Source organism: Rubinisphaera margarita (assembly GCF_022267515.1).
In the GTDB taxonomy this organism is placed as follows: Bacteria; Planctomycetota; Planctomycetia; order Planctomycetales; family Planctomycetaceae; genus Rubinisphaera; species Rubinisphaera margarita.
In genome coordinates this window covers 86,530-112,173 of record NZ_JAKFGB010000005.1, presented here as the reverse complement: position 1 = coordinate 112,173, position 25,644 = coordinate 86,530, and the positions used below count along the sequence as shown (strand labels likewise).

17 protein-coding genes are annotated in these 25,644 nt (G+C 58.3%); 5 read left to right on the top strand and 12 right to left on the bottom strand.

Annotated elements, in window-relative coordinates; translation table 11 throughout:
* Positions 1-116: 116 nt before the first annotated feature.
* Positions 117-1,094 carry a type I phosphomannose isomerase catalytic subunit gene (locus tag L1A08_RS01395; RefSeq protein WP_238753385.1) on the top strand — a complete coding sequence of 326 codons (978 nt, stop codon included), beginning with the start codon at positions 117-119 and terminating at the stop codon, positions 1,092-1,094.
* A gap of 82 nt (positions 1,095-1,176) precedes the next feature.
* Complete coding sequence (waaF, locus tag L1A08_RS01390) at positions 1,177-2,262, top strand: lipopolysaccharide heptosyltransferase II (protein ID WP_238753382.1); 1,086 nt, start codon at positions 1,177-1,179, stop codon at positions 2,260-2,262.
* 10 nt (positions 2,263-2,272) lie between these two features.
* Here the strand turns inward: waaF and glnD are convergent, their stop codons facing one another.
* From glnD to L1A08_RS01370, 4 genes are all read right to left on the bottom strand, one after another.
* Positions 2,273-4,942, bottom strand: coding sequence for a [protein-PII] uridylyltransferase (gene glnD, locus L1A08_RS01385; RefSeq protein ID WP_238753380.1), 2,670 nt, complete (start codon positions 4,940-4,942; stop codon positions 2,273-2,275).
* Positions 4,943-5,149: 207 nt separating this feature from the next.
* Entirely contained in the window at positions 5,150-5,488 is a 339-nt protein-coding gene (locus L1A08_RS01380; RefSeq protein ID WP_238753378.1) for a P-II family nitrogen regulator, read from the bottom strand.
* 142 nt (positions 5,489-5,630) lie between these two features.
* A complete protein-coding gene (locus L1A08_RS01375; RefSeq protein WP_238753376.1) occupies positions 5,631-7,106 on the bottom strand; it encodes an ammonium transporter in 1,476 nt (491 codons plus the stop codon).
* A 278-nt stretch (positions 7,107-7,384) separates the two neighbouring features.
* Entirely contained in the window at positions 7,385-8,827 is a 1,443-nt protein-coding gene (locus tag L1A08_RS01370; protein ID WP_238753374.1) for a DUF1501 domain-containing protein, read from the bottom strand.
* A 187-nt stretch (positions 8,828-9,014) separates the two neighbouring features.
* On the opposite strand from L1A08_RS01370, the gene L1A08_RS01365 reads away from it, so the two are divergent.
* Positions 9,015-9,644, top strand: a complete 630-nt coding sequence (locus L1A08_RS01365; protein WP_238753372.1) for a 3-keto-disaccharide hydrolase — start codon at positions 9,015-9,017, stop codon at positions 9,642-9,644.
* A gap of 294 nt (positions 9,645-9,938) precedes the next feature.
* Here the strand turns inward: L1A08_RS01365 and L1A08_RS01360 are convergent, their stop codons facing one another.
* The 8 genes from L1A08_RS01360 to L1A08_RS01325 all read right to left on the bottom strand — a co-directional run bounded on the left by L1A08_RS01360 (position 9,939) and on the right by L1A08_RS01325 (position 23,600).
* Positions 9,939-10,505, bottom strand: a complete 567-nt coding sequence (locus tag L1A08_RS01360; RefSeq protein WP_238753370.1) for a class I SAM-dependent methyltransferase — start codon at positions 10,503-10,505, stop codon at positions 9,939-9,941.
* Complete coding sequence (locus L1A08_RS01355) at positions 10,505-11,572, bottom strand: NAD(P)/FAD-dependent oxidoreductase (protein ID WP_238753368.1); 1,068 nt, start codon at positions 11,570-11,572, stop codon at positions 10,505-10,507. Before L1A08_RS01355 ends, L1A08_RS01360 begins: the two co-directional genes overlap by 1 nt.
* Positions 11,573-11,604: 32 nt before the next feature.
* Positions 11,605-12,897 carry a DUF1501 domain-containing protein gene (locus L1A08_RS01350; protein WP_390896836.1) on the bottom strand — a complete coding sequence of 431 codons (1,293 nt, stop codon included), beginning with the start codon at positions 12,895-12,897 and terminating at the stop codon, positions 11,605-11,607.
* 66 nt (positions 12,898-12,963) lie between these two features.
* The gene (locus tag L1A08_RS01345) at positions 12,964-16,353 is read right to left on the bottom strand and encodes a DUF1553 domain-containing protein (protein ID WP_238753364.1); all 3,390 of its coding nucleotides are present in this window, start codon (positions 16,351-16,353) and stop codon (positions 12,964-12,966) included.
* Between the two features lie 239 nt (positions 16,354-16,592).
* Positions 16,593-20,492 (bottom strand): S8 family serine peptidase, encoded by a 3,900-nt coding sequence (locus tag L1A08_RS01340; RefSeq protein WP_238753362.1) that lies wholly within the window; start codon positions 20,490-20,492, stop codon positions 16,593-16,595.
* Between the two features lie 472 nt (positions 20,493-20,964).
* On the bottom strand, positions 20,965-21,501 hold the full coding sequence (locus L1A08_RS01335) for a peptidylprolyl isomerase (RefSeq protein ID WP_238753361.1): 537 nt from the start codon (positions 21,499-21,501) through the stop codon (positions 20,965-20,967).
* Positions 21,502-21,591: 90 nt separating this feature from the next.
* Positions 21,592-22,383, bottom strand: coding sequence for a phosphoadenylyl-sulfate reductase (locus L1A08_RS01330; protein WP_238753360.1), 792 nt, complete (start codon positions 22,381-22,383; stop codon positions 21,592-21,594).
* A 158-nt stretch (positions 22,384-22,541) separates the two neighbouring features.
* Positions 22,542-23,600, bottom strand: a complete 1,059-nt coding sequence (locus tag L1A08_RS01325) for a ZIP family metal transporter (protein WP_238753359.1) — start codon at positions 23,598-23,600, stop codon at positions 22,542-22,544.
* 295 nt (positions 23,601-23,895) lie between these two features.
* Between L1A08_RS01325 and L1A08_RS01320 the strand changes: the two genes are divergently transcribed.
* Both L1A08_RS01320 and folE read left to right on the top strand, forming a co-directional pair.
* Positions 23,896-24,798 carry a sigma-70 family RNA polymerase sigma factor gene (locus L1A08_RS01320; protein WP_238753358.1) on the top strand — a complete coding sequence of 301 codons (903 nt, stop codon included), beginning with the start codon at positions 23,896-23,898 and terminating at the stop codon, positions 24,796-24,798.
* 232 nt (positions 24,799-25,030) lie between these two features.
* Entirely contained in the window at positions 25,031-25,642 is a 612-nt protein-coding gene (gene folE, locus L1A08_RS01315) for a GTP cyclohydrolase I FolE (RefSeq protein ID WP_238753357.1), read from the top strand.
* Positions 25,643-25,644 lie beyond the last annotated feature (2 nt).

Here is a 25,644-nt window from a genome sequence, read left to right as displayed (position 1 = left end):
GTCCCCAACGGACCGGCCGCCTCCCCTTAGACTTCGTGTTTTCGCCGCTGGACCGGTTCCCTAGAATCTGGCCACCAGAAATCAATTCCGCCTCAGATTCCGTTGCAGGTCTTTTCATGGAACCCATTCTTTTCCAACCTCTCATTAAGCAGGCCCGCTGGGGCGGTCGAAAGCTCGGCCAACGACTCGGCAAACTGCTGGGAGACGCAACCAACTACGCTGAGAGCTGGGAGATCTGCGACCACGGTGACGATCAGAGCGTCGTCGCCGAGGGCCCGCTGGCTGGAAAGACACTCACCGAGCTCGTTCAACAATACGCGGAAGAACTCTTCGGCAATGGCAGAACCGCTGCTCAATTTCCGCTGTTGATCAAATATCTCGATTGCAACGACACCCTTTCGGTCCAGGTGCACCCCGACGACGAACTGGCGGAACAGTTCATGACCGGAGAGAATGGCAAGACCGAAGCCTGGGTCGTAATCGATGCGGAGCCGGGCAGTTGCATCTATGCCGGTCTGAAAGCGGGAATCGACCGTGCGGCTTTTGAGCAGGCCGTCGAGCGGGATCAGGTCGCCGAATGCCTGCATCAGGTCACTCCCCGGGCGGGCGACTGTTTCTTCATTCCCGCAGGCACGATTCATGCGCTGGGCCGGGGCGTGCTTGTCGCGGAAATCCAGCAGTCGAGCGACCTCACCTTCCGTATTCACGACTGGAACTGGGTCGATGCCGAGGGGATTCCGCGGCAATTGCACCTTCAAGAGTCGTTGCGCTGCATCGATTTCGAATCAGGTCCGGTTTCGCCGGTCATTCCGAAGCTCCTTTCTGAAGAGGACGGCACCAGCCGCGAGCAGCTCGTTCAGTCATCGTTCTTTGCGATCGAGAGATTCCGAATCGCCGACGAATGCTCGCTGACCTCCTCCGGACAGTGCCGAGTTCTCATGACCCTTCGGGGATCGCTTCGGCTGGAAACAGCGGATACCGGGATCGAATGCATACCGGGCACAACCGTGTTGATTCCGGCAACCTCACCTGAAATCCGGCTTCATACGACATCGGAGAGTCCTGGCGAATTCCTGCTCGCGGCGGTTCCCTGATTGATCTTGCCGCCGGGAAAAGACTCCCACTATCATCCTCCGCGTTTTCCGCCCCTATTTTCTGACCGATCGTCCGCCAGCCATGAGTTCTCGTATCGTCAATCTACTCAACGAGATCGAACCGCGCCGGATCGTGATTATCAAGCCAAGTGCGCTCGGCGACGTCGTTCAGACGATGCCGCTGCTCCCGGTGTTGAAGCAGCGATTCCCCGGAGCGACCATCGACTGGGTGATCCGCAGCGAACTGGTCGATCTGCTTGAAGGACATCCGCTGCTCAATCGGGTCCTGATTTATGAACGCAAAGGCGGATTCTCCGCGTCGATCCGGCTGTTGAGGGAACTTCGAAAAGGCCGCTACGACCTTTGCCTCGATCTACAGGGACTGTTGCGATCGGCGGTAATGACCGCAGCGACCGGGGCAACGCTGCGGGTCGGACTGCAGACGGCTCGGGAATATTCTCATCTGGCCTGTCATGGTTTGCTGCCAGAAACCGAACGCGGTGTCCCCGCTCACGCCCGTTACTGGCGGGTTGCTGAAGCGTTGGGCGAGACCGGCTCCCCTGCTCCCGTTTCTCCGGGTCTCTCGGAACAGGATCGTCAGCGGGTCGATTCCCTGATTGGTGGAGTTTCCGGTCCGTTTCTCGTGATTCATCCCGGAGCCATGTGGGAAACCAAACGGTGGCCGATTCCTTCATTTGCCGAGATCGGCGTCCGGGCTCTCCGTGAGTATGGCATGAATCTGATCGTCGTCGGCACTCGTGGCGAGCGAAACGCAGCCGAGGACCTGTGCAGCCTCGTGCGGGAAAAGCGACCTCATCAGCAGGTTCTCAACCTGGCCGGGGAGACTTCACTGACCCAACTGGCCGAGGTTCTCCGCCGGGCCGCTCTGGTCCTGTCGAACGATTCCGGCCCGATGCATCTGGCGGCCGGCGTCGGGACGCCCGTGGTCGGGATTTTCACCTGTACGTCAGCGGAACGTTCCGGCCCAGCCGGGGGGCAGCATCAGCTCGTTCAGGCGAAAGTCCCCTGCGCGGCCAGCTACCGGAAGCAATGTCCATTCTCCGGCAGCGGACACATGCAGTGCCTCACCGCTGTGTCCGTGTTTCAGGTCTGGTCGGCCGTGCAACAGGCGGTGACGAGAAACCAGCTCGCCAGCAACGTTGCTTAAGACCGCTGGTTCACGAGACAAACAACCGGTAACCGTGACGATCGAACTCTTCGATCACATGCTCCAGCCGACTCGCGATCGCTTTCAACACGTAGGCTTCGCGGATCTTCTTCTGATCGAGATCCGTCACATAGAACACGTCGACCACCTGATCGACATGCGTTGTGATGCGAGCCAGCGTCACGGAAAGATCAAGATCGTAGATCGCCTTTGAAACCGTAAATAACAGACCCGGCCGGTCGTGAGCGAAGACATCGATGATCGTCGCATGCGGCGATGTGTCGTTGTCGATCGAAACCCGCGGTCTCTGATTCGAAATGGGCTCCTGCTCCGACTTCAGCTGATAGCGCCGCTGCTGCTGGAAAAGCTTCTCGAAGGAGATCGGACGGGCCACGGCTTCTGTCAGATATTCGCGGATTCGTTCCAGCCGACTCGGCGGCGGACGCAGAGCCGAATCGCAGTCGTGCACCAGAAAGCGGTCGAAAATGAATCCGGAGTCGCTCGTGTAAATGTCTGCGGAAAGAATCGACAGATGAGCCGCGGTCAACACGCCGGTCATCCGATGGAAACAACGCTCAGACCCCCGCTGCCGCGTGATAATGGTCAATTCCAGTGTTCCGGTATCTTCATCGTACCGGTCGATGATCTGCAGGTCATCTCCTGCAAGCTGCAGGGCCGTTGTCATGTCCTGGGCCACGTTCTCCGGCGTCACTGACAACAGATAGCTCTGCGGCATCGCATTGAGTTCCCGGGTCAGCTTCTCGCTGTTCGTTGAATCCGGATTCCGCCGAGCGTACTCAATAGCCGCGAGCCGCTTAGCTTCCTTGAGCTGCTGATCAAGATCGGGCTTGGCGTACTTTCCACTCAACGACAGTTGGGTGCGATCGAACAGCTCTGTCAGCAACTGCGCTTTCCAATCGGTCCAAACTCCCGGAGCGACCGCCTGAATATCCGCGACAGTCAGTAGATACAGCTTCCGGAGATTGGCGATGTTCTGCACCGTGCGCGCGAACTGGGCGACAACGACAGGATCAGAGGTGTCTCGTCGAAACGCCAGCAGCGACATGCTGAGATGTTCGAGCACGAGCAGTTCAATCTGCTGGGAATCATCGGATTCGAGCCCGAGCCGAGTTCCAGTCAAGCGTGCGATCTGCGCCCCGAGCTGGCTATGGTCCTGCTCAAACCCCTTCCCCAGATCGTGTAGTAACAGCGCCAGACTCAGCGTCCAGGCTTTTTTGAGTTCGACAAAGACCGGGCGGTAGACAGGATTACGCGAAAGTGCATCCATGGCCTCCAGGGCGCGGAATGTGTGTTCATCGACCGTATACGCGTGGTAGTTGTTGAACTGCAGGAGACCGCGGGCGTGGGTAAACTGCGGAACCAGAATTTCAAGAACGCCGCATTCATAAAGATCTCGGACGATCCCTCCCACCGAACCGATTCGGTTCAGCAGATTGAGAAAATGAGCGGAGGCCGTTGGGGAGACCTCTTTGGGCAAGTCTCCGACACGGTGCCGAATCGACTCGATCAGTCGTGACGAGGGCCGCACCTTGGAATCGGCGGCGACGATAAACGCGTGCAGGATATTCTCGAGCGATGAAGTGACATGACCAACGTTGTGACTGACCACGTTCAATCGACCATGGAGCAGGATGTAGGTCTCGTTGATTACCCGTCGATAGATCCGAGCAGCGACCCGTTCCTGAAACGTACTCGGACGACTCAGTTCGATGAAGCGGCGGGCCGTACGGGCGACGAAGTCCGCCTTCTGAAAGTACTGTTGCATATACCGTTCGACGGCTCGCTGACCTTCGTAGTCAGAAATCCCCTCCTGATCGGTCAACCGCAGTTGCTCCTGTCGGGAAAGAACATCCTGAGCCCGCCGGGCGTGAACGTGCAGATTCATTCGAATCGTCGAGAAATACGCCTGAGCCTCGATCAATGACTCCGCGATCCCGGGCTTCAGCGCCCCGCAGGCCGCCAGCTCCCTGAAGCTGGTGACTTCGTAGCGGGCAAATCCCACCCAGCGAAGGAGCTGCAGATCGCGGAGTGTGCCCGGCGAACGTTTGACGTCCGGCTCCAGCGAATAAACCGCCAGCGCGGTTTCCTGAACTTCCTTCTTTCGTGATGCTTCACAATGATCGAGAAACGGCCGACGGGATTTCTGTAGCCAGCTCTCAAACCGCGTCCGCAATCGGGTGTGGAGTTCCACGTTTCCCCACAACAGACGTGTCTGAACCAGAGCAGTCGCGACCTGCGATTCACTGCGAGCCAGACTGACGGTCTCGTTGATGGACCGGATCGCGTGACCGAGTTTCAGTCCGGAATCCCAGCATTGCCGAACAAACTCCGAACTGAGCCGCTCGACGATCGGCCCGCCATGGGTATCGAAGGTGATCAGAATATCGACGTCGGAATACGGGAACATCTCCTCGCGTCCGTAGCCGCCCACGGCAATCACGGCAACGTCTTCACTCAATCCGGCACGGGAATGCTCCGGGATCTGTTCCATCGATATTTCGATCAGCGAGAGGATAAATGCATCCATCTCCTGCGTGATCTTCTGCAGAGTCGAATCGACGTCGATCTGCTGCTTGCGATAGGCTTCGATGATCGCCGACAACGTCGCCTGCCAGCGCGCCTTGGACGAGAGAGGCTGAGACAATGCTTCTTCATTCATTCTGCGGAACCCCCTCGCGAGCGACGAGCGACGGTGAATCTGTGGGTTCCCAGCTTCGAATCGTGCGCGATGAAATAATGGACGGCGCTCCGTCGAGTCGAGACGAATGCCGTGTTGGCCTGAGGGAATAGTGATGGCCGCAGCCGTCCGGCGGGAGCAGAGCTTCCGGGATCAGCTGCGGCTACCAGACCTCATTACAGGCCGGAGTCAGATCGATTCTTCTCCGGTTTCACCCGTACGAATACGGATCGCTTCCGACAGGTCGGTGACGAAAATCTTTCCGTCGCCAATCTGGCCGGTCCGTGCGGTCCGCAGAATCGTATCAATCACGTTGCGGGCCGCGTCGTCTTCGACTACGACTTCCATCTTCACCTTGGGCATGAAATCGACGGTATACTCCGCCCCGCGGTACTGTTCTTTATGCCCTTTCTGTCGGCCGAACCCGCGAACTTCACTGACCGTCATCCCCTGAACGCCGACCTGGGTCAGCGCATCCTTCACTTCTTCCAACTTGAAGTGGCGAATCACAGCTTCAATCTTCTTCATGTCGTCTTCTCCGTGGAGACACAGGATACGCGGAGCGCACGGAACCTGTGAGTATGTTATCAGAAACCGGGGCCCCTCGTGCGGGGCGGCCCGGAATTGTTCGTCCAACAGTTCGAATTCTATGGCGGCTACGCTTACAGTCTTACAGGAAGATGTAACCTTCTTCGCCATGTTCGGTCAGATCGAGACCCCGAATCTCCTTCTCTTCGTTGACACGCAACCCAATCGTCAGGTCGATCAACTTGAGCAGAATGACGCTTCCGACAATCGCCATCCCGGCTGCGGCAAGAATACTGACCGCCTGATTGACCATCTGAGCTCCATTGCCTTCGATCAGCCCGACACGGGCTCCGGTGATGCTCTTTGAAGCAAACACCCCGGTCAACAAAGCACCGACGATCCCCGACATCCCGTGGACGCCGAAGACGTCCAGCGAGTCGTCGTATCCGAAGGCATTCTTAAGCTTCGTACAGGCCAGGAAACTGACGAGCCCCCCGCACAGTCCGATGATCATTGCCGAAGGAACGGTCACCGCTCCGCTGGCGGGAGTAATGCAAACCAGACCGGCGACGGCTCCAGAGCAGGCTCCCAGAATCGTCGGGCGACCGATCGTCAGCCATTCCATGCCTGCCCAGGCAATCACCCCGGCGGAAGCAGCCAGATGCGTTGCGGCGAAGGCATTCACAGCCAGCGTGTTCGCGGCGACGGCACTTCCGGCATTGAAACCAAACCAGCCGACCCAGAGCATCGTGGCGCCGATGAAGGTGTAGGTCAGGTTATGTGGCGGCATCGGTTCTTTCTGATAGTTGTATCGGGCGCCGACCATCAGAGCACACACGAGAGCCGAGACTCCCGAGCTGATATGAACCACGGTTCCGCCGGCAAAATCGAGAGCCGGAAAGGCGGCGGCTTCGTTCCATTCGCACAACCAGCCGTTATCCGACCAGACCCAGTGAGCGATCGGACAGTAAACGAGCAGTCCCCAGAGGATCGAATAGACGACCATGGCCGAGAACTTCATTCGTTCTGCAAACGCCCCGACAATCAGACCCGGGGTAATGATGAAGAACATCATCTGAAAGACAGCGAACAGCAGCGTCGGAATCTGCGTCCCGGCCGCTGGGGTTTCGATCTGCCCCGTCTCCGCATTCCAGGTTGGCAGGACTCCGTCGAGCATCACATGATCGAATCCGCCCACGAAGCCGCCCATGATGTCCGGAGCAAAGGCCAGCGAATAGCCGACGACCACCCAGAGCACGGACATGATGCCCATCAGCGTGACGCACTGCATCATCACACTCAGAACGTTCTTCTTGCGAACCAGTCCACAGTAGAAAAGAGCCAGACCAGGAGCGGTCATCATGAGCACAAGAGCCGAGCAGATCATCATCCAGGCCATGTTGGCTTCGCTGAATTCTGCGGGCGCCGGCGATTCAGTCAACTCGGCGACGGACTCTGCCGCTACTTCCCTGGGTGATTCTCCCGTAACAGAAGACGTACTGGCCCCCTCGGGCGTTTCCTGGCCGTAACCGGTCGAAACGTTCCACAGTCCAAAAACGACCGTAAAGACGAAGACCAGGGCCGGCGCAATTGCCAGTCTGCGAGCGCGCTGCGACATTTGCAAGTTCCTTATTCTATGCGGATTCCACTGTCCTTTGCCGCATCTGGCGGCTGTTCGAAGTCTGGAGGTGAGCGCAACCCTGATCCTCACGATCATCGCAGAACCTGCGCACGCCGACCCGAACGTTCTGCAAGTCGCGAATTGTTCGGAGGATGCGGCAGAATGACGGTCACGCTCAGAATGCGCGCAACCGTTGATGAAGTGATTCACCAGATCAGCAGAGCATACGGTCAACTACGTAGGTCGTCAAACATGTGTGACCTGAGGAATCTGGCCTAAAGAAGCTCAGCAATCGGCTCTCCGTCCGGGAGAATCGGCATCGGCCTTCCTGTGTAATCGATCAACGACTGGCTGTAGTCAATCCCGAGATGCCGATATACGGTGGCCCAGAGATCGTTCGGCGTCAGCGGACGATCCTGCGGGTGCTCCCCCTTCGAGTTCGTCGACCCGATCACCTGTCCCATCTTCAAGCCGCCGCCGGAAACCAACATCGACATCGCCTGCGGCCAGTGATCGCGGCCCGGCTGTTCCACACCGGTCTGGGTCCCTTTCCGGTAAGAGATCCGCGGCGTGCGTCCGAACTCGCCGGTCACCACGAGCAACACGCGGCGATCGAGTCCGCGGGCATGCAGGTCTTCCACCAGAGCCGTGACGGCTCGATCGTAGATCGGCAGACGGATCTTCCCATCATCGAACAGATGACAGTTCACCGCGTGAGAGTCCCAGTTGTAGGTCCCGTTCTTCGCGAACGGAATCCCGGACTGATACGGCTTCTCCATGACCATGGTGACGAAGGTGCAGCCCGCTTCAACAAGACGTCGGGCGAGCAAAGCCCGCTGGCCCCAGGCATGCATGCCGTAACGTTCGCGCACAGCCTCCGACTCCCGTGTCAGATCAAACGCTGTCGCGGCTTTGTCGCTCGTCAACATGTTGACCGCCTGCTGGTTGAAGCGATCCATCGACGACATCATTCCGCTGCGATCAATTTCGCGACGCAGTCCATCCAGGTTAGAAAGCAGTGTGCTGCGATCGCTCAGCCGATCCGACACCGATTTGTCGAGCGACAGATTCTTGACCTGGAAGTCATCGGCACTCGGATCTCCGGGCACATTGAAGGGCACGTACGTGGAACCGAGATAAGCCGCTCCGAAGCTGTAGGTATCGACTCCGGCTCGGCCGGCATCAGTCCCGGAAATGTAGTTCGGCAGCCCGGCATTACGATGCTCGAACGATTTCGCGACGACGGATCCGACCATGGGCGCATCATTCACGAAGCCAGCCGGAGCCTTGGGATCCCGGCCCGTCAGAAAGCGTTTGTGACCTCCACCGTGATCGGCAAACTCGTGCGCGATCGAGCGAATAATCGTATAGCGGTCCGCACACCTCGCGTGTAGCGGCATATGCTCGCAGACGTCCAGACCGGAAACGTTTGTCTTGATCGGCCAGTAGGCTCCGCGATAGTCGCTCGGAGCATCCGGCTTCATGTCGTACATTTCCATGTGCGGCGGACCGCCGGGCAGCCATACGAAAATCACGGCTGGATGATCCGGACCGACGGTTTCTCCGGCTCTCGCTTTGAGCCGTAACAGATCGCTCAATCCAAACCCGGCTACTCCGAGAGCTCCGGCCTGCAGAAACGACCGCCGCGAGGTCGGTCCACTGCAGTGGTCCCCCTTCGGACTTCCTTCACCACGCCGTTCACCGTTGCACGTCGCCATCGAGAGGACTCCTCGCCTGCGCTGGGGGAGACACACCGCTTTCTTTACAGACCTTGTTCACTGCGATAGTCTAGCCACTGGGAACAGATCAATCTACGCCGATCCATCATCTCCCCGCTGAAATCGGCGTGTTTTCAGGCCCACGTTCCGAACGATCATTTTGAATCACTCACTGACAGGAATCCCGATGAGAATCTGCATGCTGTTTCTCTGCGGAGCGCTGCTCCTCTGCTCGCCGGTCCAGGCGGAATCGAAAGGCAAATGGGTCGACCTGCTGCCCAACAATCAGCTCGACAAACACTGGACCACGACCGGCAACTGGAGCATCAATGATGAGGGCGTTGTGACCCTCGAACCCCGTCCGGGGGAATCGGGCTGGAAGCGGTACGATGCCTACCTGTGGCTGAACGATCAGGCGCGGAACTTCGAAGTGAAGTTCGACTACAAGACCCAGCCCAAGGGCAACAGCGGCTTCTATTTCCATGTCGCTGATCGCGACGATCCCGTTTCGCAGGGCATCGAAGTGCAAATCTACGATTCGCACGGCCAGGACAAACTGACCGACCACACGTCTGGCGGCGTCATCCCGCGGATTCCCCCCTCTGCCAATGCCGCCAAACCCGCTGGCGAATGGAACCACTTCGAGATCCGTTGCGTCGACGACCAACTGACCGTCAAACTCAACGGCGAGGTCGTCAACAAAGTCGACCTGTCGGAAGGCCCGCTTGCCACCCGCCCTAAGTCAGGCTACATCGGCTTCCAAGACCACGGCTTGCCCTTCCAGCTCCGCGACATCCACTTGAAAAAACTCGACTGATCAGGGTCTGAGTTTGTACCAGGAAGAGGATGCGATTCACCGAGTCGCATCCTCTTTTCCGTTTCTCGCGTGAGATGACAAAGAGATTCATCTCGGTGTTGAATACTCTCCCCGGGTGGCCCTGATAGCTCGGCTATCAGGGCGGCGAAGCCGTAGGAGAACGCAGTTTGACAGAGAATGCTGTCTGAGGTCCGCAGCTGCACAACGTCCCCCCGTTCAGTGACTCGCCACGTCCAATCCCATTCTCCAACGAAAGAATCTTTCGGGGCCACCCCTCAGGCAGCGACTTCAGCGTTACATCTCCACGGACCGTTTCCCAACAATCCACAACCGTGGACTCACCGGAGACTCATTCTTTCGCAGTTGAACTTCAAACCTGCCCCCAAGCGTTCCCAGAAACTGCTCAACTTCAGCCGCCTCGTCCATGCCTCCAGGATGGCCCACATAAGCCAACACTGTCATCACTCCCCCTGTCCTCAACATCTTCGATCCGGTTCGCAACGCGGCCAGCGTCGCCTGCGGTTTCGTCGTCACAGCGTGATCTCCCCCCGGGAGATAACCGAGGTTGAACATCATCGCTGCGATCACTGAGATCCCGGCTTCTGTGAGAACGGTATCCAGCTCGGCATGGCTGCGATGATGCAACACGACCTGTTCGCAGCCTGAAGCAGCAACGCGATCTAGCGTCTGTTCGATCGCGTTCTTCTGAATGTCAAACGCGTGGACATCTCCGTCCTTCCCGACAAGGCTTGCCAGGAACAGCGTGTCGTGGCCATTGCCGCAAGTCGCATCGACCACGGCCTCCCCAGGTCGAACGACTGACCTCACAGCTTCGTGAGCCAGCTCAGTCAGCTTCAGCATCATGCCTTCTCCCGCCAGCGGACTTCGGGAATCAGCGGGGACTCGTCCAGGAGATGGGCGACGAAATGTGCCGCCAGCCACGGGGCCTGCAAAGAGCCTTTCGATCCGAGCCCGTTGAACAGCCCGATCTGCGGACATTTCGGCGATAGTCCCAGAATCGGCTTCTGATCATTGAGAGCCGGGCGGACGGCTGCCTGATGTCCGATCACTTCTGCCTCCTGTTCGCCCACCATGTTTCTCAGGCGGCTCAACAGCCAGTCTTTCCCACTTTCAGTCGGTTCTTGATTGAGGTGCTGCGAATCATAGGTCGCTCCGAGTCGAAAGGTTCCCTCTGTCGCGGGAGCCAGCCAAACGCCCCCACTGAGTATCCGTCCGCTCTCCAGTCGAGATGTTCGCAAAGAAAGGATCTCGCCCTTGGCCGGCAGAAAACGAAGAGAGGAGAAATGCGGACGGCAACGATCTTCTGCTCCACCGCAGTAGACGAGTCGTCCAGCAGTTACTCCGAGCCGCGGCAGCGTGATCGCGTCTGCCTCAAACTGCATCGGTTCATCCGGCTGCAGTTCAACGCTCCGGACGCTATCGGTCTGCTCCAGTCGTTCTCGCGTCGTTTGCAGAAAGCCGGCGGCATCGAGCTGCAACACTTCCGGAAGAAACAATCCTCCCCAGGGAGCGACACTCGAGCGGAGCTCATCGGCACCGGGGGCCAGCAGCCGGGCCTGAAGTGAAGCCGCCACGTTCGGAAGTCGCGTCTGACAGCGGTCCCGTTCCTTCTGGTCCCGAAAAACACGAACGTAACTGCGAGTCCACAGCAGTTGTCTTCCGGTTCGCTGTTCGATCGCCGAATAGAACGCAAGGGCTGCGCTGTGGAATTCCGTGAATCGCCAGCTGAGCGCGAATCGCTGGCCAACGATTGGCGTCATTAGCCCGGCGGCAATCTTCGAGGACGTGACCGCTTCATCGCGGTCGAGAACGAGAACTCGCTGGTGCCGCTCGAGCAGGCGTAATGCCAGACAGCTCCCGGCCAGCCCCTGCCCGACAATAATGACGTCATATCTCCCAGGCGACATCACTTCGTCGGACTCTCTACGTCGATTTCAGTTTACGCGAACAATTCAGCGACAGGACGTCCGCTGTCGGTAATCGGCACGGGGCGGTCGCCGGCGTAAAGTTCGTGCGACGGATCGACACCCATCGCCGAGAAGATCGTGGCGAACCAGTCCGGCACGCTGACGCGCGGACCATCGACAATTTCCTGAGCCAGTTCGTCGGTGACGCCGATTGCTCCTCGATGGTTCAGTCCGCCACCCGCAAGCAGTCCGCTGAAGGCCTTGGAATGGTGCCCACGCCCGCCTTTGGAATCGAAGCTGGCCGGACGTCCGAACTCGCCGCAGATGATAATCAGGGTCTTGTCGAGCAGGTTGCTCTTCTCGAGATCGGCCACGAGAGCGGAGAACGCTTTGTCGAGACTGTCGATCAGCAGATGCTGTCCGGCCTGTCCTTCCTGATGAGTATCCCAGCCGGTGCCGTTCACGAATGTCAGATTGAAGGAGACTTCCACGAACCGGGTGCCCCGTTCAATCAGCCGGCGAGCGAGCAGGCAGCGCTGTCCGAATTCTTCGCCGTAGGCGTTACGAACATCGTCGCTTTCGCGGTCAAGCTCAAAGACTGACATAAATTCCGGACCGGCCAGATCGAATCCCTTCTTTGCCGCCGAAAGATAGGCTTGAACGACGGCTTCATCGGCGTGAGACTTCTCGAACTTCTTGCTCAGGCTGGCGAGAAGCTGCTCGCGGCGACTCTGTCGCATGTCCGTGATTCGCGGTGGGCGGGACAGACCTTTCGGCCCGGAACCGGTATCGGTCAGATAAACGAAGCCATTCTCCGGTCCGAGGAATCCAGGTTGCCGCCCCGGCGAAGGATGCCCCATCAACACGTAGTCGGGAACCTTGTCGGACAGGCTTTCCTTCTGATTGACGATCACCGAACCCATCGAGGGATAGACAACAGTTCCGCTCGTCGGACGCCCGATATGCATGCGATACGAAGCCGCGGCATGCTCGTCGATTTCGTCGTGGTTGAGCGACCGGACCGCCGTGCAGCGATCCATCACTTTGGCCATCCGCGGCAGGTGCTCGCAAAGCTGTATGCCGGGCACGGCTGTGTCGATGGCCGGATAGGCCGAGCCGGGATCCTTGAGACCGTCTTTCGAAACCCGTTTGGGGTCGAAGGTATCCATTTGAGCCGGACCACCTCCGAGCCACATCATGATGCAGTGCTCAGCTTTGCCCAGTTTAAGCGCGTGCTCTTCGGCCCGCCCGATTCCGGGAAGAATCATGGATCCGGCAGCGGTGGCTGCGGTCGCTTTCAGAATATCTCGACGATTCAACATGATTGTGTCCTTGGCGGCTTAAACGTCACTGGTGTCTTCAAAAGGAGTCGTTCGAAGCAGAAAACCTCGTCAGGGGACGAACTGGAACTCGGGGGAATTGAGCAGAGCCCAAAGCCCGTCTTCCACCCGCTGCCGCCATTCCGGATCGAGCCGCTTTGTCGGCGGATCTCCCTTTGCAGCCACCTCGGCCTGACGAATTCCTTCGAGCGAAGCATCCGGGTCGAAGTGAGCGGTCCACGTGAGTGGAGACCGGAACAGCTTCGGCTCGGGAGCATCTTTCACTTCGGTCTTCCGGGTATCGAATCCAGGCTGCAGCAAATCGCGGAACGCCGCCAGTTCTTCTGCGGTCGGTTTGCGAGTGAGCACCCGCAGATACAAGGAGTCAACCAGCTCCTCGACACTGTCCGCGTTCAGGCAGATTTCAACGAGGTCGCCGTTCTCGGAAAGATCCACGGCTCGGTTCAACGCCGTCCCGTTGGCCAGCGCCATCGGCTGGAGCGGTGTGACCGTTGATTCCCGCTCAGTCACCGGATCCTGTCGTTCGCTTCGCCAGTTGTAAGCTGACATCACATCGACCAGTCCCTGAGCCATCGGCAGGGCCATCGATGGCCGCTCGCGCTCATTGCTGATCGCGACCAGTTCCCAAGCCCGACGGGGCTTGCCGAGATCGATGAAGTTTACCTCGGCCTGACGACCATCGGCGTTATAGGTCAATCGCTCGGCCGGCAGTTCTTTACCCACGGCGGCAAACACACTGTCAACCAGCTGTTCAGCCGTAACCTGACGACGCGTCGGACCGGAGAAGGCCATCTGGGCATCGTAGTCACCGGAAATTGCTTCCCGCTGATAGAGCTTCGAAGTCACGATCAGCTGAGTCAGCTTCTTCAGATCGTAGCCCTGACGAACAAATTCCTGAGCCAGCCACTTGAGCATTTCCGGATGAGACGCCTCACCGGTTTCCCAGTCTTCAGCCGGTTCCACGATTCCGTAACCGATCAACCGTTTCCACACGCGGTTCACAACAACCTGAGCGAACCGCTCGTTCTCTGGATGAGTGAGCATGCTGGCGAGCACTTCGCGGGAATTGCCCGAGTTACGAACAAACTGCAGGTCGTCCGCAGGCTGCGGAGCGATCAGCTCTTCGAACGGCCAGGACGGTGTAATCTGTTCTCCGGGACGAAGCGTGACTTTCACTGTCATCTGCGCCAGTTCTTCCGGGCTCACGTTGATGCTGCTCGACTTCGGAACAGCCACCGGCTTACCTTCGAGCATGGCGGCCATACTGAATAGATCTCGCTGCAGCGACTCATGGTAGGGAGCATCATGACAGCGAGCACACTTCATCTCGACGCCGAGAAACGCCGTCCCGATAACGTGGGCTTTGGCGGCCATCGGAACATCGTTGTTGGAAGCGACCGCGAAGCCAGCCGTCCCGCCGTTCCATTTGCTCCCTTCCATAAGCACCAGTTCGGTCACCATTCGGTCGAACGACCGATTATCCGAAAAGGCGTCGTGCAGATACCAGCGGAAGGGACCCGAGTTGTTCAGGCGCGGCTTGGTCAGCCCGGGATTTTCGGCCAGCACGTCCTGCCAGTAACTGACCCAGTGATCAGCCCAGGCCGGCTCATTGAGCATGCGCTCGACGGCATAGGCGCGACGATGCTCCGCCGGATCGTTCAGGAAGGCTTCAATCTGTTCCGGAGTCGGATTCGTCCCGATGATGTCGAGCGTCAGCCGGCGCAGGAAGGTGTAATCATCGACAATGGAGGTCGGCTCCATGTCCTGTTCTTTAAGAGCCGAGAGAATGAACCGGTCGATCGGATTGTCCACGCCCGCGACGACTGGGACTTCCGGTCGCTGCTGGCGATCCACCCAGGCGCGAACCTGAGCATGACGTTCATTCCAGTAAGCCTTTTCGCTGGCCGATGCTTCGGCACGCAGGCGGGCGTTCCAGTCGATCAGCCGTTCCCGTTCCCGCTCCGTGAAGGCGATCCAGCCGGCGTCGTCGTAAGACCATTTGAGTTCGGGCCCGAGCAGTTTATAGCCGGTTTCCGGAGTGCCAACCGCGAGGGTCAGCTCGCCCAACTCCATGGGCAGATTCTTGTGACCAGAAATCATCATCCAGGAGAAGACATGCGGTTTGCCGTCGGACTCGAACATCACACGAAGATCGGAGTGAGCAGCCGGGCAGCTCAGTTCACCATGTTTCGATTCACCAACCTCGTGCATCTCACCATGAGCCGAAGAGTTCAACCCCATAAACGGCGTAGATTCGATCAGCTTGCCGTCGATGTAGAGTCGAGCCGAGTTGAGTGATCGCAGAATCAGTTCATGCTGACCGGCCGGCAACGTCACTCGGCTGTAAAGATGAATCAGGCTCGGAGTCGGGCGATCCTCGATGATCCCCCGCTTGTTGTACTTGCGAGGCAGCTTCGTCACAGCGAACGCATCCGTCTCCCAGACCGGCAGCTTGTTTTTCGGACTGATCTTCCAGCTGCGGGACTCGCCAATTCGCTCGTAAATGTCGACATTCACGCGATCGGACGGAGCATTCTCAAAGGTCTCTTCGACCATCAGCTGCAGGTAGTCGACTGCGTTGTGGCGGAAACGATCGGCAATCTGTTCGGCCGGAACAATCGTCCGATGAATGGCGATTTCATCGAGCCCGCCCGTGAAAGCATTGGAGCCGCCCATCGACGCCCCGATCCAGACATCGTCATCATCCACAACGGGGGCTTCGGTCGTTTCGCCGCCCAGATCCCAGGATCCGTCGGTCGGCTTACCATCAATGTACCCTTTGATCGACTTCGGATCGCCAAACTTGTAGCAGACGGCGATGTGGTGCCATTCTTCGTCACGCGGCACGGACGCCTTGCTGGTCCAGCGGTGAGCGAAATCAGAGGTGGATCCCCCTTTGAGCATCCCTTCAGTGAAGAACAGGAAGCTCAGCGGAGCGGCCCCGTTTCGCGTATCGAGCCGAAGAGCGTAGTTCTGGTTATTTGGATGGAAACCGGGCGTTTTCGTTCGCCCTTTTCCAACAATGTAGGGGAACGCGGGAGCGATATCGCCGGAAGGCTTCACCCAGGCTTCGATTGTGATTTCGTCGCTGTTGGTGAACTTGAGCGGGCTCTCGCCAATGGGATCGTCAACTCGCAGATACTGCTTGCCCCGCGACAGCTGAACCGCCTGATTCGATTGCGAAAAGAGCGGATAACCTTCCTTTTGAGGGCCACCGACGTTGAGCTTCACTTCTCCGACCGGAGAGGCAACCAGTCCTTCGGCAGTCCCGGTTGAAGGAACCTTCCCGTTCACGGCGTCCATCTGCAGATAGAGGACGGGCTCGCTGGAAAGGATCTGGCCGGGATAGGCGGCCGGCTCAGCCGCAATCAGTCCGAGGGGAGAAAGAGCACACCAGGCGGCAATCAGCAGCACAGTGCGGACGATCTGACAAATTCGCATCTGCAGACTCCGGGTCGTTTGGGAAGGAAATGACGTCGGGCAGGAATATGTGCACGGACCGCCGATTTGAGGAAATCGCGGTCAACATATCAACATCAGCTTACACAATTTGAAAGCAGCTGTCAGTCTTTGATTCGGAGATACTGAACAGAATGACTGGAAAACCTGATCGCCAAACACAAAACAGGCCCGACCCGAAACTGCGAGTCGTGCCTGTCTTATTCAGAATCCACCCTGGTTCAGTCCTCTTTCGAGTCGTAGGGCGGCTGCTTTTCCGGGAACTGGATCAGCAGTTTCTTCCGCTGCCAGTCGTGCCAGTCTTCCCACTTCAGCTGCCCGAACATGTCGAGCCGCTTCTTGGAGTACAGGAAGGGAGCCTCGCCGTTAATCTGCTTATTGAGCAGTCGAATCGCCTGGGCATAATGTCCCTTTCGGCGTTCTTTACGGACGGTCAACAGGAAATAATCCTTCTCGCTCGGATCGACCCAGACCGACAGCGCCTTCAAGGCATCGTCGAAGGCCTTGTCCTGAGCCGCCTGATCGGCGATCGGAGTCTTCTCCACGACATCGGGCAGTTCGCGGTAAGCGATCGCCCTGGCCTTGCGATACAGGGCATCGACGAGCTGCTTCTTCTGTTTCTCGGCTTCGTCGTGAGCCTTCTTTGCTTCCTTGTCGCCTTCCGGGACGCGTCGGCCAAGTTGAGCGGCCAGTTTGTCCTGATCGATACTGGCAATCACTTTGTCGGCCGCGGCGATGACCGCTTCGAGACGCTCTTTCCGCTTATCATCGGAATCGAGCTTCTCCAGGGCGGTGATCAGCGGCTGCGGATCATCGGCTTTCTCGGTCTGCAGTTCTTCCTGCAGTTTCTTGAATTCGTCGCTGGTTGGGTCGAGTGTCTTCAGATGAGCCAGACGCAGATCGCGGATCTTCTCCTCCAGCGACTTCTTATCCGAACTCGACGTAGCCGAGCTCGATTCTTCCGGCTTGGAATAGAAGAAGCGAACGGTGTAGCTTGTCGTCGCTCCGTCTTCTCCTGAGTATTTCATCGAACCGTGCAGTGAATCGCCCGACTTCAGCTGCTTCGGAAGCGAATCGGCAGATGGTTCCCCCACGAAGAACGTCAACGCGTCGTCCGTCGGGAGAATACCGCCGACCGAATGAGCATCGCCTGTGGCGGCAGCCGCCGGCGATGACCAGAACTTCAGCGAGATTGGCGAAGAGAGTGGCCGTACGATTGTCAGCGGAGTCTTCTCGTATTCGCTGAGTGTGTCGTACTCGGAATGCTGGGTGATCACTTCGACCTTGTACGTTCCCTTATCAAATGTCGCGGCATCCGGGAACATGTCGTTCGTAGCGACCCGCTGGCCGTTGCTGTCGAAGACGCCATACACAAACGGGCCGACCTGCGAATCGTAGAGCAAATCTTCCCAGGGCAGAATGTGCAGCGTCGCTCGCCCTTTGGAATCCTGCTTGAATTCGTAAGTCAACTTGAGTTCATAAGCCGTCTTACCGTTCGGCAGAGTATCGCGATCGGCCGACAGGGCCCGGATCTCGCTCGACTTCGGTTCGACGATTGTCCGCCAGTCGGTCAGACTCCCTTCCGGCGAAACCTTCTCGGTCAGCAGTTCATTGGAGACCGTCACTTCGGTCGTCCCCTGGCCGGAGAAGAGTGTCAGCGAGGCATCGTCTGGTTTCAACCCGTGGAAATGAACGCTGTACTCCAGCGTACTGTTTCCGAGAATCGACCAGTATTGACCCAGCGTGACTTCCAGTGTCCGCTCGCCGACAACCGGGAATGCGTGCACGGTTTCCACTTCCGGGATGAGCTGGAAGTAAGTCCCCGATTCGCCTTCTTCGAAATCCTGCCCGTCGATTAACTGCAATGTATGCAGTCGGAAGAATTTGACGTCGGGTGTATCGACCACTTTCATTTTCACTTCCGCCCAGGTGGCCCCGGAAGGAACGTCGAAGAAGTGCCGCTGAATCTGCCCCGGAGCGAACTCGCCTTCGAACGACATCGAGTAGTTGTTCTCTTCAATCTCCGCATCGCGAATCGGCACGACGACCGTGACCGGCACGCGGAACAGAATCGTTGATACTTCGCCATCGGTCGGATACGCGAGGACTTCAGCGAAGTGGACACCCGGCTCGAGGCCAGTCGGATCGACTTCGATCTCGAAACGGTTTCCACCATGGTTGAGATGCAGCAGGTCCCCAGACTTCACCCACTCAGCGGTTGTCTTCAGCTTGCAGTAGAGGTTCACCCCGAGACGATTCTCAATCGACGTTCCTTCCGGAAACTCCGGAGTGACGGTCACTCGGTACGAAGCGATCCGTGTCGTCTGATGCGGTTCGCGGAGATAAACTCCGCGGGCATCGTGCAGTGAGGGAATCGAGATCCCGAAGTTGAGGCGTTGCCCCGCCTGATCGGCGTGCGACTCGAGGAACGCCCAGGCTTTGTCGACCTGGATGAGTCCCGGACCGGCAGCGAAGACTTCATCGCCGTGCACTGGTTCGGCTGAGTTCTGAATCGCTTTGCGAACCGAGTATGGATTGTATTGGATCTTCTTCTGCTTCGCGGCTGACAGCAGCAGCGCGATGTTGCCGCAGGCATTCGGAGAGGCCATTGAGGTTCCGTTCATCTGCTGATTGACCTGACGGGTCCAGAGCGGCACGGGTGCGATGGCTCCACCGGGAGCATAGATATCGACTCCCATATCGCCATCAGCGGTTGGGCCGCGCGACGTCCACGTATAAGGCAGACCGGGAAGCGATTCGCGGATCGAATACTCCGATCGCATCATCTGCGGAGACAGGTATGCCCCGACACCCAGGATCGCCGAAGTCGTTCCGCCGGGAGCTCCGACAGTCGTCAGGGCAGGACCGGCATTGCCGGCACTGGAGACGAAAATCACGTCGTGATCGGTCACGATTTCGCTGTAAAGTTCCGCCACACGGCCGGCATTCGGCGTCCGCGATGGTTCGCCGTAGCTCATGTTGATCAGGTCGCATTTATTTTCGAGCACGGCCTGAAGACCACGGACGAGGCCCGGTCCGTTTTCCATGCCATCCAGGCGGGTATCGCCGATCTTCACGGAAACGATTTGAGCCCCGGGAGCGACACCGTTCCATTCCGGGTTCTCCGGGAAGTAAGCGGCAACAATCCCGGCCACGTGCGTGCCGTGAGCGCCGGTGTCACAGACGATCGACAGCACTTTGCCGTCATCGTACAGGTTCACGCCGAAATTCATGTTAATCGGATCGGCGAAGGTGCCGTACTCGCGGTTCACGCGGAAGTTCGTCATCACCTTTTCTTCGGCCAGATCTCCGTCTTCGTCGGTGTCAACGACCGCCTGATACCGTTCGCCATCGTGAAAGACGACGCAATCGTAGATCGGCCCCGGATCGGAGTAGGTCTTGAGCATCTCGTCGATCAGCTCCACCTGAGCTTCGAGTTCTTTCTGCTCGGCTTTCTTCGCGTCGTCCGGCTTGGGATTCGCTTCCTTGAAAGCAGCCAGCTTGCGAGCCAGCTCGGTTCGGTGCTTATGCTGTTTTCGGCGGAACTGCTCTTCCCGCTCGGCTTTGATCACACTGACGAGTTCCGGCGGAAACAGCTCATAGCCGAGCTTCATCCCGAGACGATACTCGCCGTTCGGATTCTTCCATTTGTCGGAGACCTTGAGCGTGCGGCCGGTCAGCCCGGTCAGCTTCATCTCTTCGGCTTTGACGGGATCCTTGAGTTCGACGTCCCCGCTGCCGGTGCCGTCGATAATGTCGATGACTTTGGGGCTGCCATCCGGACAGGTCTGCAGTCCGACTGCTCCCGGATCGACGCCAGTGTCGAAGATCGCAACCACCGTCCCTCGACCGTCGGCTTCGGGATGATTCTTGAGGAACTTGAAAACGCCCGTTTCTTCTTTCGGAAGCCAGCTCAGATCGGCCGGGGTGGTTTCAGCTCCGGCAGGCGGTTTCTTCGCGGCTTTCGGTTCGGCCTTCTTTTCCGGCTGAGCCGGCTCGACTTCAGCCTTTTGCTCCGCGACGGGCTTTTCCTGCAACAAGACAGCCGCCCGGTCTCCAAAAACCGTGACAAACGGAACCGCGAGAACGGTCAGAATCCATAGAATCGAACTTCTCTGCATTATCCTGCTTCCGATCGGGTGTTGATAAGACGCTCCATCAGCGCTGCCAATTCGGCGCACTTTGACCAGTCTATGAAAGCATCCTACCTCACGAAGTTTCACATTCCAAACTGAGGAGCTGGAAATTCGGCACGAACGGACTGGAGATTCTCCCTCGGAGACGGGTGGACCGGGCGAACAGGGAGCACCAGTTCCAAACTTCCTGGACTGCTCCCATCGACCGGAATCGGAACGTCGCTGGCAGATCGCCCCCTCATCCGCCCTTCGGGCACCCTTCTCCCCTTGAAGCCCTGAAGGGTCGAAGGGACATTTGACAACCTCATCGTCCGTTCGACTCTCGATTCGCGCACACACGAGACAGCCTCTTGTGACGTCGTCACGTGCCCGTCAGCGGCGGGCCACCCTGTTTGCAATGCGCATGAAAAAAGCCCGGCGGGATTCCGGCCGGGCTTTGATGACTTCTCTACTTCGCTTACTTCGCGTTCTCGATCACGCGGCTACCCGTGATTTTCACGTCTTCGAGCGGCTTGTCGCTGGAGTTGGTTTTCACGCTGCCGATTTTCAGGACGATATCAAGGGAATCCTGATCAGCCGTCTTGCCGAAGACGGTGTACTGATTGTCGAGGTGCGGCACCCGGTCCAGGCAGATGAAGAACTGCGAACCAGCCGAGTTCGGATCGCTGGTGCGAGCCATCGACAGGACGCCGGCTTCGTGGGGGCGATCGTTGAATTCCTGCTTGATGGTGTAACCCGGGCCGCCGGTGCCGGTGCCGTTCGGGCAGCCGATCTGGACCACGAAACCAGGAATGACACGGTGAGCGATGATGCCGTCGTAGAATCCGACGCGGGTCAGTCCGAGGATATTGCGGCAGTGTTCCGGAGCGACGTCGGGCCACATGTCCAGCAGGATCTTGCCGTGGGTCGTCTCAAGTTCGATCTGGTAGTTGTTCTTCTCGAAGTCGAGATCGGAAGTGGCGGCATCGACGTCGCCGCGATAATTCTTGCTCATGACAGCTCAATTCAGTTTTAGAGTTTCGTTTCAGTTTGGCTGGTGAATCGGACAAGCGATTGCCATCGCGGCTGCCGAAGCAGGCGAGGATCAGATCATGAAGTCGTTCTCGATTCCCAGAATGCGGTCGACTTCCTCCTGAGGAAGCTCGATGTAGTTGTGAGTGGGGTCGTTGACGTCGGTCGGATTGATGCCGCAGTACATCGACCAGGGCCCGAGATGTCGCCAGCGGCCGGCTCGCTTGGGCTCACCCGGCATGACCGGCGTGGTGCAGCGGTTGCAGCCGATCGTGGCATAGCCCTGAGCGTGCAGCGGATTGGTAATTACCTTGTGCTGTTCGATGTAATGCTGCATCTGCTCGTCGGTGAAGTTGGCCAGCGGATTAATCCGGATGGCATTCATCTCAACATCGATGGTCAGGATCGGATTGTTGCCGCGGCGGCCTCCATCGGCTCGACGCAGGCTGCTCACGATGCCGCTGTACTGACCAGCAATCTGCTGTAGCGGCTCCACCTTTCGCATATGGCAGCACTTCTCCTGCCCATCTGGCGACAGGTAGAGCACCCCATACTTTTCGGTCTGCTCCGACATGGTCAGTTCGGGAGTGAGTGTGCGAATTTCGAGCCCGTATTCCGAGGCCAGCCGATCGCGTGTTTCCAGTGTTTCCTGGAACATCACGCCGGTGTCGACGAAAAGCACGGGGATCTTCAGCCGCAGTTCCGAGATCATATGAGCGATCACATTGCCCGACTGCTGCATGGCCGAAAGAGCCGTCACGCGATCGCCAAAGGTCATCGCCGCCCAGCGAATCAGTTCCTGGGGCGTGCGCTCTTCGAAATTGTGATTGAGATTGCTTAGATCCGATTGGGTCAATCGAGGCATCGTTCCATCCGACGACAGAAAAAAGAGAGGGTCAGCACTGGAGGTCAGACCACGCGTACGCGTCCCTGCGTGTCCCGTAACTCCTGAAATTTAATGGGTATCCGGATTCGCTGCAAACCCGAGGCAATTCCGGGCACTCCGGCAGAATCGGCAGTCGTTCACAGAGAATGCACGGGTTCCAGGAACATCAGCCCCCACGCCAGAAGTAATCCGGCGAACAGGGAGAGAGTCAACCCCCACTGATTGTGGGCGTGAAACTGCATTTCCGGCAGCAGGTCGCTGAGCGAGATGCACAGGAAGACTCCGGCCGAGAATGCCAGCAGATAAGAGATCAGCAGCACGTGGCTGTGAGTTCCCAGTAATCCCCACCAGGCGAGAGCCGCTCCGACCGGACACATCACGGCGAAGGAGATGTTCACCGTCGTGCAGACAGAGCGTTTCCAGCCGGTCGCGGCCATGACCGTTGTAATTGAGACCGCATCGAGCGGTTTGTGCAGCAGAACAGCCAGAAATGTTCCCAGGCCCCACAATGCCGCTTCGCCGCCGGAAGATGGCGTTCGCAGGCAGCTGGCCGCCAGGGCCACCCCGTCCATCACCGAATGAAGCCCGAGCCCCAAGGCAATTCCGATCCACGAAAAACGCCGCCGTGACGGAGCGGCCGCAGCATGAGCATGGCCGTGCTGATGGGCATGACCATGGTCGTGGGCATGATCGTGAGTTGAGGGAGGAACACATCCCAGTTCGGGCAGGATTTCCGGAGCCGCGACCGATTCAGCGGAGAGATCGTGCTGGTGGAAGTGAAACGCTCGCAGAAGCAGGAACATCAGCATGATGCCGAGCCCGACGCCGGTCATCACCTGAGGCATATCTTCCCGGGGGCTGTCGATAATCGCATGGAGCAACAGGTGGAACAGTGCCACGCCGAGCATCAGCCCTCCCACGAAGCTCATCAGCAACTGCAGGCGGGTGTGCGTCAGCTTGACTTTCGACGGCAAGTATCCCCCCAGCATGGAGGCAAGGATAATCGCGGCACTGTAGCCAATCAGCAGATTGCGGCGGTGAGTCAGCTCTGTCGGCGAAAGCTCGATCGGCTCGTTCACATCCGCTCGAATCGGAATCGGCTCAGCCCGTTCCGTCTCCCCGGTTTGCGCTCCGACTTCGGTCGAAAAGGATGTCAGCAGCAGAGCCAGCAGGGCGAGATTCGGAAAAAACTTCATCGCAGGGAGTTCAGCCAGACGGAAGAGAGGTATCGAACAGTCGCAGAGAGTAACGGGGACTGTGCCCCAAAGATAGCGACGAGCCGCAGAACGCCGTGCCGAAAGGGCAATCCTGGCTCCGCCCCATCGGCCGGCGGGCGGCTCGCCGAATCCGCCGCTGAGGCCGGAATGACTCAGGTGGGACATTTTGGCCGATTTGACCGTTTTTCTCTGGCCGGCCTCACTGCTTCTCTTATACTGGGGAGAATGCCTGTCACGCTTGCTGGACGGAACCGAAATGGTCTCTGAAGTCTCAATGCTTGCTGATCGCCGGATCCCGGCTGACACACCTGTCGGTGCGACTGCGCAGAATCCGCCTGCGGGCGCGAGAGATTCGCCGACGCCGCTCGTCTCCTATATCGCCAGCGCCGAATTCGCTGAGCTGTCCTACGACGCGGCCACGCTTTACCGGAACCCCGACCCGATGTATGCCCCGGACGACGGGGAATCGGAACTGGGAACTGAGTACCCGCTGCTTTCTCCATCGGGCGAAGCGTTTCTGTTCCGCAAGCTGAACTACCTGCGTTATCGAGCCGCGCAATTACTGGATCAACCAAAATTGAGCGAGGATCAGCTGCAGGAAGTCGAAGAACACCTGATCGATGCCCGCAGCGTGCGGAACCAGCTGGCCCGGTGCAGCTATCGGCTGACGCTGTCTCTGGCCCGGAGTTTTGCCACCAATAACTCCGATTTCGATGACTTCGTCAGCGAAGCGAACGTGATCCTGCTCGGTGCGATCGACAAATTCGACTATCAGCGTGGGTTCCGATTCAGCACCTACGCCACGAATTCGATCCAGCGGCACTTCTACCGCTTCATCAAGCGGAACCGGAAGCGGCAGATGGTGTCTCATTCCGAGCATGAAAGCATCATTGCTGGCGCCGCCAGCGATGAGATTGAGTTCGCCGAGGAGCTTGTCGCACCGGACCTGGCGGCTCGCAGGATCTTCGATCACATGGATCGCTGTCTCGATTTCCGAGAGCAGAGTGTGATTCGGCAGCGATTTTCCCTCGAAGAGGGCGGCTCAGGAAAAACCCTGGCTGAGCTGGCTCAGGAGCTGGGAATTTCCAGCGAACGCGTTCGCCAGATTCAGGTCTCGGCTTTAAAGAAGCTAAAACAGTGTTTCGGAGAGCTGAATCCCGAAACCCAGGGAATTTGAGCCCTGTTGCCACGCAGTCTGCGTCGATTCCGGCCCCCAGTTTTTCGCTCTGGCGGAAGTGTCGTTCCAGGCCGTGCAGATTCTCCCGCTTGCCTGCAGGGCGGCAAGTCCGTAGAAAAGCACCAGCGTGCTCTTTTCTATCGGTTTCTTTTCGAGAGCTGCTTATAATACGCTGGTTGACCGGATATTCGGGAATTCTCGGAGTTCTTCTTTTCAAAGCGCCCACTGCCATATGAATCCAATTTACGAAGATGTTGATGTCCAGGAATCGCCAGCTGTGGAATCACCCGTCGATCTCGCTGCCATTGAGGATGCTGTCCGAACCATTCTCACAGCTGTCGGCGAGGATCCCGATCGGCCGGGCCTGTTGAATACGCCCGCGCGTGTCGCCCGCATGTACGCCGAAATGTTTTCGGGGCTCTCAGTCGATCCGGCCCGCCATCTCCGGGTGACGTTTCCTGAGGACTATGATGAAATGGTTCTCGTGCGGGACATCAACTTTTCCAGCATGTGCGAACACCATCTGCTGCCGTTTACCGGTGTGGCACATGTCGCATATCTCCCCAAAGGGAAGGTGACCGGGCTCAGCAAGCTCGCCCGTGTCGTCGAAGAAGTGGCCCGCCGTCCGCAGGTTCAGGAACGGATGACACAGACGATTGCCGACCTGGTTGAGAAAGAGCTCGGAGCCGTCGGCGTTGCCGTCGTCTTGGAAGCCGAGCATTCCTGCATGTCGATTCGCGGCGTCCGCAAGGCTGGCAGTGCCACGGTCACCAGTGCGCTTCGCGGTCGCTTCAAGAACAACGAAGCGAGCCGTGCGGAAGTCATGTCCCTGATCAATCGCTGAAG